This is a genomic window from Pseudooceanicola marinus (genome assembly GCF_020177265.1).
Classification (GTDB): Bacteria; Pseudomonadota; Alphaproteobacteria; order Rhodobacterales; family Rhodobacteraceae; genus Pseudooceanicola; species Pseudooceanicola marinus_A.
On the sequence record NZ_JAIVMC010000001.1, the window covers coordinates 204,101 to 216,345 of the forward strand.

Here is a 12,245-nt window from a genome sequence, read left to right on the forward strand (position 1 = left end):
TGCGATGCGGTTAAGCGCAGTCGCTGGCCTCGGCCTGCTCCAGGGCTTCGGACAGGGCCTCCAGCGCCAGCAGGATCGAGGCATGGCGGTTCTTGTACTCGCGCGCGGGCTGCAGCACCTCCAGCCCGTCGAAGGGCGCGTCAGGCACCGGGCCGCCGTCCTTCAGCATGGCGCGCAGCTGATCGCGGGCCGTCAGGATTTCCGCCTTGGTGCGGCCGATCACGGCGCCGCCCACGACGCTGGCGGACGCCTGGCCCAGGGCGCAGGCGCGCACCTCCTGGCCGTAGCGGGCGATCTTGCCGCCCTCGACATCCACGTCCACCGTCACGGTGGAGCCGCAAAGCGGCGCGCGTTTCTTCACCGTGGCATCGGGGTCGGTCAGCCGGTCCTGGTGGGGGATCTCGGCCGCCAGCGCCAGGATGCGCGAGGAATAGAGTTTGATCAGGTCAGTCTCGCTCATGGAGCATCCTTTCCGGCGCGGCACGGCGGCGCTGGTTCTTCAGGGCGTTTCCTCCTAGATAGGCCGCAACGGCCCCATGGGAAAGGGGCGGAAAGGACACCCATGCGCTTTGACCCGAGCAATCTGAAATTCGACGACAAGGGGCTGATCCCCGCCATTGCCCAGCAGGAGGGCACCGGCGAGGTGCTGATGATGGCCTGGATGAACGCGGCCTCGATCGAGAAGACGCTGGAGACGGGCCATGTCACCTACTGGTCGCGCTCGCGCCAGAGCTTCTGGGCCAAGGGCGAAAGTTCCGGCCACGTGCAGAAGCTGGTGGAACTGCGGGTGGATTGCGACCGCGATTGCCTGCTGCTGATCGTCGATCAGACGGGCCCGGCCTGCCATACCAACCGCCGCAACTGTTTCTACACCGCCGTGCGCGACGGCGAGGAGGTGGTGATCGCCGACCCGATGGTGTGATCGTGCCTCAGCCTGTCGGGGCTGGGGGCAGACCGACCATCTTCATGACCTCCGCCGGCGTCCGGCCGTCCTCCCGGTAAAGCCGGATGGCGCGGGCGTCGTCGCGTTTCGCCAGCCGCTTGCCGCCCGCGTCGCGGATCAGCCGGTGGTGATGGTACACGGGCGTCGGCAGGCCCAGCAGGCGGTGCAGCAGGGCGTGGATGGGCGTGGCCTCGAAGAGGTCCGCGCCGCGGACCACCTCCGTCACGCCCTGGGCCGCGTCATCCACCACCACCGCCAGGTGATAGGAGGTGCCCATCTCGCGCCGCGCCAGCACCACGTCCCCGATCTTGTCGATCATCCGGCGCAGGGCGATCTCCTGCCGGCCGTGCTCGCCATTGGGGCCGCGGCCGGTCTCGGTGAAATGCAGGGCTTCGTAGCGGCAGGCGCGTTCCATCGCGGCGGCCATGTCCAGGCGCAGAACGGCCTCGGGCAGGGGCCCTGTGGGCGGCGTCGCGGGGCGGCAAGTGCCGGGATAGACGATGCCGTCGGGGCCGACGACCGGGTCGCCCCCTTCCTGCGGGGCGCTGGCGGCGGCGGCGATGTCACGGCGGGTGCAGCTGCAGGGATAGAGCAGCCCCATGTCCCACAGCCGCTGCAGGGCCGCGCGATAGGCCGGCATGCGCTCGGACTGGCGCATCACCGGTTCGGGCCAGCTGAGACCCAGCCAGTGCAGGTCCTCGTAGATCAGCTCTTCCCATTCCGGACGCGCGCGACTCAGGTCGATGTCCTCGATCCTGAGCAGGAACGTGCCGCCCTCTGCCTGCGCCCGGCGGGCAGCGGTGAGCGCAGAAAAGGCGTGGCCCAAGTGCAGGGGGCCCGTGGGCGAAGGGGCAAAGCGGGTGATCATGGCGACCCACCCTAGAAAGCGGGCCGGCGCATCACAAGACGGGGCGGCTCACAATTCCGGAATTCCTCCATATTGGCACGGGTGCGGTCGGGGCAAGCTGGAGCGGGCCTCTCCCCCGCGCAAGGTGCGCGTCCCTTGGCCCATGCATTTAACGGAGTAATATCATGACTTTGAAACACATTTTAAATCCATTCCTCACCGCTCTCTGCCTGGCCAGCCCCGCCGCCGCGCTGGAGCTGACCAGCGCCGACATTGCCGACGGCAGCACCGTCGAGATGCCCTTCGTCTTTGATGGCTGGGGCTGCGAGGGGCAGAACATCTCGCCCGAGCTGAGCTGGTCCGACGCCCCCGAGGGGACACAGAGTTTCGCCCTGATGGTGCATGACCCGGATGCGCCCACGGGCGGGGCCGGGTTCTGGCACTGGATCGTGCTGGACATCCCCGCCGAGGTCACGGGCCTGGCGCAGAACGCCAGTGCCGAGGGGATGCCCGAGGGCACGCGGGTCATCGCCAACGACTATGGCGTCGAAGGGTGGGGTGGCCCGTGCCCGCCGCAGGGCGATGACCCGCATCGCTACAACGTGACGCTTTATGCGCTGCCCGAGGCGAAGCTGCCGGTGCCCGCGGGGGCGTCGAAGGCCGTGGTCGGTTTCACCGTCAACGCCACGGCCCTGGCCAAGGCCAGCTTCCAGGCAACCTACGGGCACTGAGGTGCCGCAGCCTTGCGCAGGAGGCCGGAAACAGGAAGGGCGGCCCCAACCGGGGCCGCCCTTCGTGCGTCGTTTCGATAGAGCGGACCAGCCGTCAGCGGCGGCGGATCACCATCACGCGCGAGATCGTGTCGAGCCCTTCCAGGTGCGGTCCGTCCTCGGAGAACTCCAGCACGGCTTCTGAGCTGTTCACGGTGCGGTCGAGGGCCTGCATGTATTCGTCGTCTTCCAGCGTGTGCTGGTTGTAGCTCAGCGCGAGGCGGCCGCCTGACGGCAGGGCCATGACGATCGCCGGCAGGCAGGAGGCGGGGGCGGCGCCATGGGAAATCGCGCCCACGGCCGTCACCAGGCGATAGCGGGACACCAGGCCCGGATCGGGGTTGCCGAAGGGCAGGGTCACCAGCTTCTCGTAGACGCCTTTCGCCTCGGCCATCTTCAGCATGCCTTCGGAGACATCGGCGCCGTGCAGGCGCTTGAAGCCGGCATTGGCCAGCTCCTCGCCGGAGATACCGGTGCCGCAGCCGAAGTCGAGGACCGGAGTGGTCAGGTCGCCTTCCTTGACGCAGGATTTCAGGGCATCGACGAGCCGACCAGGGGTCAGGTAGTTGTTCCGTTCGAGCTCGCTGTCGTAGCTCTCGGCCCACTGGTCGTAAACGTCGCGTTGCTTTTCGGCGTCATCAACGCCGTAGATTTTATCCAGATAATTTTGAGACATGCCCCCTATATGGCCCAAGAGGACGGAAAGTTCCACCCACAGGTCCGGCGCGTCGCGTGCAGGGATGCACAAGTCCGGCAAAAGGGGCTTGGAAACAAGGGCGGACAGGACGTGGCCGGGGCCCGAGGGCCTGTCGTCCGACACCCGGCGCGGGCCGGATGTCGGGAGGGGTCTTACTCGGCCGGGCTGGCCTCGGCGCCGGTCACGGTCGTCTGCAGCCAGTCGGTCCAGAGAGATTTCGCGCGGTCGGTGTAGGCCTTGTAGCGGTCCTTGCGGCCACGCCGCCCGCCCTTCAGGCCCTCGACCGGGGGGAACAGCCCGAAGTTCACGTTCATCGGCTGGAAGGTCTTGGCCTCCGCGCCGCCGGTGATGTGGGTGACCAACGCACCCATGGCGGTTTCCGCCGGCACGGGCGGCAGGGTCTTGCCGGTGATCTCGGCCACGGCCAGGCGCCCGGCCAGCAGGCCCATGGCGGCGCTTTCCACGTAGCCTTCGACGCCGGTGATCTGGCCCGCGAAACGGATGTTGGGACGCGAGCGCAGGCGCATCTCGCCGTCCAGCAGGGTGGGCGAGTTGAGGAAGGTGTTGCGGTGGATGCCGCCCAGACGCGCGAAGCTGGCGTTCTCCAGCCCGGGGATCATCTTGAACACCTCGGTCTGGGCGCCGTACTTCATCTTCGTCTGGAAGCCGACGATGTTGTAGAGCGTGCCCAGCTTGTTGTCGCGGCGCAGCTGCACCACGGCATAGGCCTTTTCGTCGGGCTTGTGGGCATTGGTCAGGCCGACGGGTTTCATCGGCCCGTGGCGCAGGGTCTCGCGCCCGCGCTCTGCCATCACCTCGATCGGTAGGCAGCCGTCGAAGTAGCCGGCGGTTTCGCCCTCGTGGAACTCGGTCTTGTCGGCGGCCAGCAGGGCGTCGATGAAGGCTTCGTACTGGTCCTTGGTCATCGGGCAGTTGAGGTAGGCCTTTTGCTCTTCCTCCGTTTCGCCCTTGTCGTAGCGCGATTGCATCCAGGCCGTGTCCATGTCGATGCTGTCCGCATAGACGATGGGGGCGATCGCGTCGAAGAAGGCCAGGCTTTCGGCGCCGGTCTCGGCGCGGATCGCCTCGGCCAGGGCGCCGGAGGTCAGCGGGCCGGTGGCGATGATCCAGTGGCCGTCCTTGGGCAGTTCGGAGATCTCGCCTTCCTCCACCGTCACCAGCGGATGGGCGCGCAGGGTAGCGGTGACCTCTTCGGAGAAGGGGTCGCGGTCGACGGCCAGTGCGCCACCGGCGGGCAGGCGGTGACGGTCGGCGGTCTGCATGATCAGGCCCCCGGCCGCGCGCATTTCCCAATGCAGCAGGCCGACGGCGTTCTGTTCGCTGTCGTCGGAGCGGAAGGAGTTGGAGCAGACCATCTCGGCCAGGTTGCCGGTCCGGTGGGCGAAGGTTTCCACCTGCGGGCGCATCTCGTGGATGACCACGGGGATGCCGGCCTGGGCGGCCTGCCAGGCGGCCTCCGACCCGGCCATGCCGCCGCCGATGATGTGAAGAACGTCTGAAGGGCTGTGTGTCATGGGCGCGATCTAGGCGAAGTGAGGGCGTTTGGCTAGTCCCCGGTTGCGGGAGGCCGAGCTCTGCCTCCGCGGCTGCTCGGCGACTCCCCCGGGATGTTCTGGGCAAAGGTAAGCAGGGGGGATGGTACCCGGCGGGCACGCGTCTGGGTGGGGCAGATGGTGAGCCGCGCAGCAGTCTTCGGGGGGAGTTGCGAGCGGGTCACCGGGTCCCTGGTCGAATGCCAGAGAGAGCTGGCCTGGAGGGGGGAGACGGTGACCCGAACTCGCGCGTTCGTGCGGCGCGTATCCCGCGCGCCTTGGTCCACAAGGGGTAGCGGATCCGCTTGCGGCGTGAAAGTGGCGAATCCGGAACAAGACTGGACGCGATACGGAAACGATCGGGGCCGACGGCCCGGGATCGGTGCGGAACCTGCGTCAAGGGGCCGTCTTTTCGCCCCGCTTGCGGCGGCAACCGCGCCGAAGCGGGGCGGGCGTCGTCGTGGTCTGTCGTGGGGGGTCAGTCGCGGGCCCAGCCGGGGCTGCGCTTTTCCAGGAAGGCCTGGATGCCCTCGTCGGTGTCGCCGTCCAGCATGTTCTCGACCATGGCGGCGCCGGTGAAGGCATAGGCGCTGTCCAGGTCCATCTCCATCTGGCGGTAGAAGGCCGACTTGCCGATGCGGATCGCGGTCGACAGTTTCGCCGCGACCTTCCGTGCCATGGCCATGCCTTCCTCCTCCAGCGCCTCATGGGGCACGGCGCGGTTGATCAGCCCCAGCTCGGCGGCGCGGGCGCAGTCGATCATCTCGCCGGTGGTCAGCATCTCGAAGGCCTGCTTGCGGGGGATGTTGCGCGACAGGGCCACCATGGGGGTGGAACAGAAAAGGCCGATGTTCACCCCGTTGACGCCAAAGCGGGTGCCCTCGGCGGCAATCGCCATGTCGCAGGAGGCAACCAGCTGGCAGCCGGCGGCGGTGGCGATCCCGTGGGGCAGGGCGATCACCGGCTGGGGCAGGTCGCGCAGCCCGGTCATCACCGCGGCGCAGCGGGTGAAGAGGTCGGCGAAATAGGCCGCGCCCGCGTCCTCGGCCTGGCGACCCGCCTGCATCTCCTTCAGGTCGTGGCCGGCGCAGAAGGCCCGGCCGGCGCCCGACAACAGGACGACGCGCGTCTCGCGGTCCTCCTTCAGCGCGGCGATCTCGGCGCTCAGCGCCGCCAGCATCGCATCGCTCAGCGCGTTCAGCCGGTCCGGTGCGTTCAGGGTCAGCCGGGCGATCCCGTCCGTGTCGTGACGTTCCAGAAGTGTCATCTTGTCTCCTCCCTCTCCTGCTGGAACTCTAGGGCGGTTACGCGAGGGAGGAAAGCATGACGCTGGCAATGACGCGGGAGGACCTGATGGCCTTCCTGAAGGAGGCCTTTCCCCAGGTCTCGGACGACTACGTGGTCGACCATGTGGAGGAGAAGCTGATCCGGGTGCGCCTGGTGGTGGATGACCGGCACCTGCGGCCGGGGGGCACGATCTCTGGGCCGTCGATGTTCTCGTTGGCCGATGTGACCGTCTACCTTGGCGTGCTCGCGATGATAGGGCCGAAGGCGCTGGCGGTGACCACGAATTGTTCGATCGACTTCATGCGCAAACCGGCGGCGGGGCAGGACCTGGTGGCCGAGGCGCGGCTGCTGAAACTGGGGCGGGTGCTGGCCGTGGGGGACGTGGTGATTTGGTCGGATACCGGGCCGGAGGCCGCGGAGGCGGGCCGCCTGTCCCCCGTGGCACGGGCCACGCTGACCTATTCCATCCCGCCGGAGCGTTAACGGGAGGCGATTTTTTGGGGTATCTTAATACCTAAATTTCAAGTCATTGATATGACGTGTGAAATTGGAGTTTGTGGCGCTTGACTGGACCGTTCGCGGCTGTATAACCCGCCCATCACTTCGCCCGCGGGTCTTTCGATCTCGCGGGCTGCCAATTTCCAAAGGGCACCCGACATGAAAACCTACTCTGCAACTCCGGCAGATATCGACAAGAAGTGGATCATCATCGACGCCGAGGGCGTGGTGCTGGGCCGTCTTGCCTCGATCATCGCCATGCGTCTGCGTGGCAAGCACAAGCCGTCCTTCACTCCTCACATGGACATGGGCGACAACGTCATCGTGATCAACGCTGACAAGGTCCAGCTGACCGGCAAGAAGCGCGCAGACAAGCGCTACTACTGGCACACCGGCTTCCCGGGCGGCATCAAGGATCGCACCTACGGCCAGATCCTGGAAGGCGAGCACCCCGAGCGCGTCGTGACCCTGGCGGTCAAGCGCATGCTGCCGGGCAACCGCCTGTCGCGCCAGCAGATGACCAACCTGCGCGTCTACGCCGGCTCCGAGCACCCGCACGAGGCGCAGTCGCCCGAAGTGGTGGACGTGAAGTCCATGAACTCCAAGAACACCCGGAGCTGATAACGATGGCTGATCAAGTGAATTCCCTGGAAGATCTGAAGGACGCCGTCGCCGAAGAGGGTGTGGTGACCGAGATCGAAACCCCGCGCGAACCCGTTCGGGACGAGCTGGGCCGCTCCTACGCCACCGGCAAGCGGAAGGACGCCGTCGCACGCGTCTGGATCAAGCCGGGCTCCGGCAAGGTCGTGGTGAACGGCAAGGAGATGAAGGTCTACTTTGCTCGCCCCGTTCTGCAGCTGATCCTGAACCAGCCGTTCCAGGTTGCCGGTGTGGAAGGCGAGTTTGACGTCTACGCCACCGTCAAGGGCGGCGGTCTGACCGGCCAGGCCGGTGCGGTCAAGCACGGCATCTCCAAGGCCCTGCAGCTGTACGATCCCTCGCTGCGTGGCGCCCTGAAGGCCGCCGGGTTCCTGACCCGCGACAGCCGTGTCGTCGAGCGTAAGAAATACGGTAAGCGCAAAGCCCGCCGTTCGTTCCAGTTCTCCAAGCGTTAATCGCTTCGGGATCGAGACTGCGAAAGGCCGCCCCCAGGGCGGCCTTTTTGCTTTGGCCTGGCGGGGGCTGTCCTCCGCAACCGGCTGTGGCGTCATGCACATCGATTTTACTTGTGCCAGGGGCGGCGGTAGGTTTGAAAACGCCTGACGCGCCCGGCTTTTCCCGGGGGCGCAAGTTGCCCGAAGGTCCTGCCATGTCCCCTGATCCCTCCGCCGGGTCCATCATCGACCCGGTCGCAGCCTATTACGACCTGTCCGATGTCGCCCCCCTGACCCAGGGCAAGAGCCGGATCGTCTACCAGCACCCGGCCTTCGACAGCCTGTTGATCAAGGTCGTCCGCCCCGGCTGCCGGGACGAGGAGCGGTTCGAGAACGCGCGCCCGCGCCGCTATTCGGTCTGGCGGTTCGGCGGCATGCGGGTCTGGGCGCGGGAATACGATGAATATATCGCCCTGCTCTGGCGTTCACGCGAGCTGCCCGACTACATCTCGCGCTATTTCGGTTTCTGCCAGACCAACTTCGGCCCCGGCATGGTGGTGGAAAAGGTCCTGGGGCCGGACGGATCCATGGCGCAGACGCTGGAGAGCCTGCTGAAGGAGGGGCGCCTGGAGGCGGATCGCCTGCACCGGCTGGTGGATCGCTTCTTCGATGACCTGATCGCCAGCGACGCGGTGGTCAGCGGGCTGCACCTGGGCAATATCGTCCTGCGCGAAGGGCCGAACGAGAAGTTCGTGCTGATCGACGGGCTGGGGGATATCGTGCTGATCAAGACGAAGATGTTCTCGCGCTGGCTGCGCACTCGGTCGCTGAACCGTCGGCGCGCGACCTTCCACCAGCAGATCGACCGGAAACTGGCCCGCGCCTGAGGCCGCGCGAGGGCCCTAGCGGTCGCCCTCGATCAGGCCCAGGCCGCGCAGGTAGACGCCGATCCCGGTTTCCAGCAGATCCTCGGGCGGGAAGGGGCTTTGCCGCCCCGGAGAGTTCCGTGCGAAAAGCTCGACGACGCCGTGGCTCATCGCCCAGATATGGGCGGTGAACATCGAGGCAGGCGGGCGTTTCTCCGGCGGGATATGCTGCGACAGGTCATGGGCGGCCTGTTCCATCACCTCCCAGGCGCGGCGGGCGACGGCGGCCAGTTCCGGCGTGCGGTTGACCGAGATGCCGCTTTCGAACATCGCGATGTAATGGCCCGGATACTTGCGCGCGAAGGCCAGGTAGGCGCGGCCCGTGGCCTCAAACGCTGCCAGGGCCGAGGGCTGGCCCTTCTCGTAGGCGTAGTGGATCACGTCGGCGAAGATCTCGTAACCCTGCCGCGCCGCCTCGGCGATCAGGTCCTCGCGGCCCTCGAAATGGCGGTAGACGGCGGCGGGCGTCACGCCGGCCTGCTTCGCCGCCTCCGACAGGGTGAACCCGGTCGGGCCCTTCGCCTCGATCAGGGACAGCGCGGCCTCGACCAGCGCCTGGCGCAGGTTGCCGTGGTGATAGCCGCGTTTCTTAGACATCCCAGATCTCGGGGCCTCCGACGATCTGGTCATCGGGCAGGCCGATCGCCTTCGGATCCTTGGAGGCGTAGGGCAGGTGCAGCAGAACCTGGCGGATGGCCGCCAGCCGCGCGCGCCGCTTGTCGTCCGAGCGCACGACGGTCCAGGGCGCGGCATGGCTGTGGCTGCGGCCCAGGGTTTCCACGATGGCGGCGGAATAGGCGTCCCAGCGGGCCAGGCCCTTCACGTCGATCTCGCTCAGCTTCCACTGTTTCAGCGGATCCTTCTCGCGATCCAGGAAACGGCGCAGTTGTTCGGCCCGGCCGACGTTCAGCCAGAACTTGAAGATATGAATGCCGTCCTCGGCCAGCATGGCCTCGAACTCGTTCACTTGGCTGAAGAAATGCTCGCGCTGCGCGGTGGTGCAGAAATCGAAGACATGCTCGACCACGCCGCGGTTGTACCAGGACCGGTCGAAGAAGGCGATTTCGCCAGCGGCGGGCAGGTGCGAGATGTAGCGCTGGAAATACCACTGCCCGCGTTCGGTGTCCGAGGGTTTTGGCAGCGCCACGACACGCGCCCCGCGCGGGTTTAGGTACTCGCGGAACCGCTTGATGGTGCCGCCCTTGCCGGCCGCGTCGCGCCCTTCGAAGACGCAGAGGATGCGCGCACCGCTGTCCTTGGCCCAGGCCTGCATCTTCACCAGCTCGATCTGCAGCGCCTCTAGCTCCTTCTCGTAGGACTTGCGCGGCATGCGTTCGCTGTAGGGGTAGGAGGGATCCAAGATGTCGTCCTTGTCCCCGCGCCGGATGGCGTTGCGCACGGGTTCGGGCGCGTCGGTGTCGTAGAAGGCGCTGATCGCCCCGTCGAAGGGAAGGTCCATCGGAAAAATCCTTTTCCCTCTATATGGCGGGCCGGGCTGCGCGGCGCAATCCGCGCGTTGCGGCAGGGCTGCGCGCGCGGTCGGTTGGATCGGGTCGGGGCAGAGCCGGGCTGCGCCCGCCGCGAGAGGGCGGGCGCATGGGGCCTCAGACGGGAACGTCGGCGGCCAGCTCGTCGTCGTATTCGGCAAAGCCGATCAGGGTCGGGTCATAGGGCGTGGTCTGGTAGATCTGGTTGATCCAGTTGCCGTAAAGCAGATGCGCATGGCTGCGCCAGCGGTTCAGCGGCTTGCGGCTGGGGTCGTCGCCGGGGAAGTAATTCACCGGGGTCAGGATACCTGCGCCGCTGGCCACGTCGCGCTCGTACTCCTGCTTCAGCGTGTCGCTGTCATACTCGAAGTGGTTGAAGACATAGAGGGCGCGGTGCTCCGGGTCTTCCACCAGGCAGGGGCCGGTGTCGGCATTGCCCAGCAGGGTGCGCAACCCGCCGCCCGCGGCCCGGATGTCCTCTTCGCGCATCTCTGTCCAGCGGCTGACCGGCACGACCAGCCGGTCGGAGAAGCCGTTGAGGAAGACCGAGGAAGGATCCAGGTTCTCCTGCGGGTAGCAGCCGAAGCTTTTTTCCGGCAGCAGGTGCTTGGGCACGCCGTGGAAGTAATGGATCATCGCCATGCCACCCCAGCAGACGCCGAAGGTGGCGTGCACATGGGTCTGGGTCCACTCGAAGACCCGGGTCAGCTCATCCCAGTAGGTGACATCCTCGAACTCCAGATGCTCTATCGGGGCGCCGGTGATGATGAAGCCGTCGAACTTCTCGCCAGAGGCCTCGATCTCCTCGAAGGTCTGGTAGAAGCTCTCCATGTGCTCGGCCGCGGTGTTGCGGCTGCGATGCTCCGTCATGCGGATCAGCGACAGCTCGATCTGCAGGGGCGTGGATCCGATCAGCCGGGCGAACTGGGTCTCCGTCTGGATCTTCTTCGGCATCAGGTTCAGCAAACCGATCCTCAGAGGGCGAATGTCCTGGCGGGCCGCCTGATCCTCCGACATGACCATCACGCCTTCTTTCGTCAGAACGTCGAAAGCGGGCAGGTCGTTGGGGATCTTGATGGGCATGCTGGCTCCTGTGGCTCGGTTGCACGCGGCGGGGGCCGCTCAGATATGTTCGCTTTCGCGCCGTTCAAGCGCGTCCGCGATCAAGACTTCGAAATCCTCGGCGCTTTTGACGGCGGCCACTTCGTCGGCCAGCACGGTCACGCCGCGGCGCGCCATGGCCGCGTAGCGCGGTTGCCGATGGGCCAGGGCACGGGCATATGTCCAGCGCACGAAGGCGTCCGGGTCGACCTCGTCCTCGGCCTCGCCGGTCTCGGCCCGGTATTGTTCCCAGGCGGCGCGCAGAAACACGGGGTCGTAATACATGGGTTTCGGTGCGCGGTCAAAACGGCGGACAAGTTCCTCCGTATGGGCGTCGTCGCCCTTGATCCAGACCATCAGCGCGGTGTCTTCGAGAACGTTCAGAAGCTCGTCCTCGGGATCCCAGGGGTCCACCACTTCACAGATCGAGCCGCCGCTGTCGCAAACGAAATTCGGATAGCCGTAGAGGTCGATGGCGCGCCGGGCGAAGCGGGGCGTGTCCATCAGCGAGTAGATCTCGGCCAGGCGGTGCTGCTCCTGCCGGATCATGTATTCCTCGAAGGGCAGACCGCCCTTGGCCGGGTCGCCGGGCTTGCCCAGGTAGGCCGACAGCGGCTTGAGGTTGTTGAAGGTGATGTTGGAGCCGATGAAGATCGAATCCGTCATCAGCAGGTCACGCAGGAAGGGGATCTGCATCGCGTGGCGCTTGGCATTGTCGGCGATATGTTCGCCCATGTAGCCGGTGCCGATGCGGTAATCGATCGAGAAGTGGAACCAGGTGCCCGCATCGCGCAGCAGGTTCGACACATGGGTCTTGCCCAGTCCCGACATGCCGAAAAGAAGAACGCGCTTCTCGGTGGCGTCCAGCCACTCCTGTCCGGATTTGTAAATCATTTCGCCCCTTTCGCGATCTTCTGCGTCGGCAGTGTCGTCTGGATGTCCGGTCGCCGCCTCCACCCGCCGGGGAATACGACCTGAAAATCGTTAGGGGAGAGCGTGGCGCGGGTCAAATCGGAAACGCCGGAAAGGGGACGTGTCAGGC

Annotated in this window: 15 protein-coding genes; 6 read left to right on the forward strand and 9 right to left on the reverse strand. The window is 66.4% G+C overall.

Going from position 1 to position 12,245, the window contains the following annotated elements:
• Window positions 1-10: 10 nt before the first annotated feature.
• A complete protein-coding gene (locus LC066_RS00985) occupies window positions 11-460 on the reverse strand; it encodes an iron-sulfur cluster assembly scaffold protein (RefSeq protein WP_224896174.1) in 450 nt (149 codons plus the stop codon).
• A 102-nt stretch (window positions 461-562) separates the two neighbouring features.
• Here LC066_RS00985 and hisI point away from each other — a divergent pair, with 102 nt between their 5' ends.
• Window positions 563-922 carry a phosphoribosyl-AMP cyclohydrolase gene (gene hisI / locus LC066_RS00990; RefSeq protein WP_222480938.1) on the forward strand — a complete coding sequence of 120 codons (360 nt, stop codon included), beginning with the start codon at window positions 563-565 and terminating at the stop codon, window positions 920-922.
• A 7-nt stretch (window positions 923-929) separates the two neighbouring features.
• On the opposite strand, the gene gluQRS is transcribed toward hisI, so the two are convergent.
• Window positions 930-1,811, reverse strand: coding sequence for a tRNA glutamyl-Q(34) synthetase GluQRS (gene gluQRS / locus LC066_RS00995; protein ID WP_224896175.1), 882 nt, complete (start codon window positions 1,809-1,811; stop codon window positions 930-932).
• A 164-nt stretch (window positions 1,812-1,975) separates the two neighbouring features.
• Between gluQRS and LC066_RS01000 the strand changes: the two genes are divergently transcribed.
• On the forward strand, window positions 1,976-2,521 hold the full coding sequence (locus tag LC066_RS01000; protein WP_224896176.1) for a YbhB/YbcL family Raf kinase inhibitor-like protein: 546 nt from the start codon (window positions 1,976-1,978) through the stop codon (window positions 2,519-2,521).
• Window positions 2,522-2,615: 94 nt separating this feature from the next.
• On the opposite strand, the gene LC066_RS01005 is transcribed toward LC066_RS01000, so the two are convergent.
• From LC066_RS01005 to LC066_RS01015, 3 genes are all read right to left on the reverse strand, one after another.
• Window positions 2,616-3,236, reverse strand: a complete 621-nt coding sequence (locus LC066_RS01005) for a class I SAM-dependent DNA methyltransferase (RefSeq protein ID WP_222480933.1) — start codon at window positions 3,234-3,236, stop codon at window positions 2,616-2,618.
• A 173-nt stretch (window positions 3,237-3,409) separates the two neighbouring features.
• Window positions 3,410-4,792, reverse strand: coding sequence for a methylenetetrahydrofolate--tRNA-(uracil(54)-C(5))-methyltransferase (FADH(2)-oxidizing) TrmFO (trmFO, locus tag LC066_RS01010; RefSeq protein ID WP_224896177.1), 1,383 nt, complete (start codon window positions 4,790-4,792; stop codon window positions 3,410-3,412).
• A 496-nt stretch (window positions 4,793-5,288) separates the two neighbouring features.
• Complete coding sequence (locus tag LC066_RS01015; protein WP_224896178.1) at window positions 5,289-6,077, reverse strand: enoyl-CoA hydratase; 789 nt, start codon at window positions 6,075-6,077, stop codon at window positions 5,289-5,291.
• 56 nt (window positions 6,078-6,133) lie between these two features.
• Here LC066_RS01015 and LC066_RS01020 point away from each other — a divergent pair, with 56 nt between their 5' ends.
• From LC066_RS01020 to LC066_RS01035, 4 genes are all read left to right on the forward strand, one after another.
• Window positions 6,134-6,580: a PaaI family thioesterase gene (locus LC066_RS01020; protein ID WP_224896179.1), complete on the forward strand. Its 447-nt coding sequence runs from the start codon at window positions 6,134-6,136 to the stop codon at window positions 6,578-6,580.
• A 174-nt stretch (window positions 6,581-6,754) separates the two neighbouring features.
• Window positions 6,755-7,216: a 50S ribosomal protein L13 gene (rplM, locus tag LC066_RS01025; protein WP_085890047.1), complete on the forward strand. Its 462-nt coding sequence runs from the start codon at window positions 6,755-6,757 to the stop codon at window positions 7,214-7,216.
• A gap of 5 nt (window positions 7,217-7,221) precedes the next feature.
• The gene (rpsI, locus tag LC066_RS01030; RefSeq protein WP_085890046.1) at window positions 7,222-7,710 is read left to right on the forward strand and encodes a 30S ribosomal protein S9; all 489 of its coding nucleotides are present in this window, start codon (window positions 7,222-7,224) and stop codon (window positions 7,708-7,710) included.
• A 194-nt stretch (window positions 7,711-7,904) separates the two neighbouring features.
• Window positions 7,905-8,576 carry a YrbL family protein gene (locus LC066_RS01035; protein ID WP_224896180.1) on the forward strand — a complete coding sequence of 224 codons (672 nt, stop codon included), beginning with the start codon at window positions 7,905-7,907 and terminating at the stop codon, window positions 8,574-8,576.
• Window positions 8,577-8,591: 15 nt separating this feature from the next.
• On the opposite strand, the gene LC066_RS01040 is transcribed toward LC066_RS01035, so the two are convergent.
• The 4 genes from LC066_RS01040 to LC066_RS01055 form a co-directional block, all read right to left on the reverse strand.
• Window positions 8,592-9,212 (reverse strand): TetR/AcrR family transcriptional regulator, encoded by a 621-nt coding sequence (locus LC066_RS01040; protein ID WP_222480152.1) that lies wholly within the window; start codon window positions 9,210-9,212, stop codon window positions 8,592-8,594.
• Window positions 9,205-10,074: a polyphosphate kinase 2 gene (gene ppk2, locus LC066_RS01045; protein ID WP_224896181.1), complete on the reverse strand. Its 870-nt coding sequence runs from the start codon at window positions 10,072-10,074 to the stop codon at window positions 9,205-9,207. Before ppk2 ends, LC066_RS01040 begins: the two co-directional genes overlap by 8 nt.
• A gap of 145 nt (window positions 10,075-10,219) precedes the next feature.
• Complete coding sequence (locus LC066_RS01050; RefSeq protein WP_224896182.1) at window positions 10,220-11,185, reverse strand: homoserine O-succinyltransferase; 966 nt, start codon at window positions 11,183-11,185, stop codon at window positions 10,220-10,222.
• Window positions 11,186-11,224: 39 nt separating this feature from the next.
• On the reverse strand, window positions 11,225-12,097 hold the full coding sequence (locus LC066_RS01055; RefSeq protein WP_224896183.1) for an ATPase: 873 nt from the start codon (window positions 12,095-12,097) through the stop codon (window positions 11,225-11,227).
• Between the last annotated feature and the right edge of the window lie 148 nt (window positions 12,098-12,245).

Bases quoted from the DNA above. Each gene is read 5' to 3' on its own strand.
- LC066_RS00985 (WP_224896174.1), bottom strand. From the start codon at position 460: ATGAGCGAGACTGACCTGATCAAACTCTATTCCTCGCGCATCCTGGCG.
- hisI (WP_222480938.1), top strand. From the start codon at position 563: ATGCGCTTTGACCCGAGCAATCTGAAATTCGACGACAAGGGGCTGATC.
- gluQRS (WP_224896175.1), bottom strand. From the start codon at position 1,811: ATGATCACCCGCTTTGCCCCTTCGCCCACGGGCCCCCTGCACTTGGGC.
- LC066_RS01000 (WP_224896176.1), top strand. From the start codon at position 1,976: ATGACTTTGAAACACATTTTAAATCCATTCCTCACCGCTCTCTGCCTG.
- LC066_RS01005 (WP_222480933.1), bottom strand. From the start codon at position 3,236: ATGTCTCAAAATTATCTGGATAAAATCTACGGCGTTGATGACGCCGAA.
- trmFO (WP_224896177.1), bottom strand. From the start codon at position 4,792: ATGACACACAGCCCTTCAGACGTTCTTCACATCATCGGCGGCGGCATG.
- LC066_RS01015 (WP_224896178.1), bottom strand. From the start codon at position 6,077: ATGACACTTCTGGAACGTCACGACACGGACGGGATCGCCCGGCTGACC.
- LC066_RS01020 (WP_224896179.1), top strand. From the start codon at position 6,134: ATGACGCTGGCAATGACGCGGGAGGACCTGATGGCCTTCCTGAAGGAG.
- rplM (WP_085890047.1), top strand. From the start codon at position 6,755: ATGAAAACCTACTCTGCAACTCCGGCAGATATCGACAAGAAGTGGATC.
- rpsI (WP_085890046.1), top strand. From the start codon at position 7,222: ATGGCTGATCAAGTGAATTCCCTGGAAGATCTGAAGGACGCCGTCGCC.
- LC066_RS01035 (WP_224896180.1), top strand. From the start codon at position 7,905: ATGTCCCCTGATCCCTCCGCCGGGTCCATCATCGACCCGGTCGCAGCC.
- LC066_RS01040 (WP_222480152.1), bottom strand. From the start codon at position 9,212: ATGTCTAAGAAACGCGGCTATCACCACGGCAACCTGCGCCAGGCGCTG.
- ppk2 (WP_224896181.1), bottom strand. From the start codon at position 10,074: ATGGACCTTCCCTTCGACGGGGCGATCAGCGCCTTCTACGACACCGAC.
- LC066_RS01050 (WP_224896182.1), bottom strand. From the start codon at position 11,185: ATGCCCATCAAGATCCCCAACGACCTGCCCGCTTTCGACGTTCTGACG.
- LC066_RS01055 (WP_224896183.1), bottom strand. From the start codon at position 12,097: ATGATTTACAAATCCGGACAGGAGTGGCTGGACGCCACCGAGAAGCGC.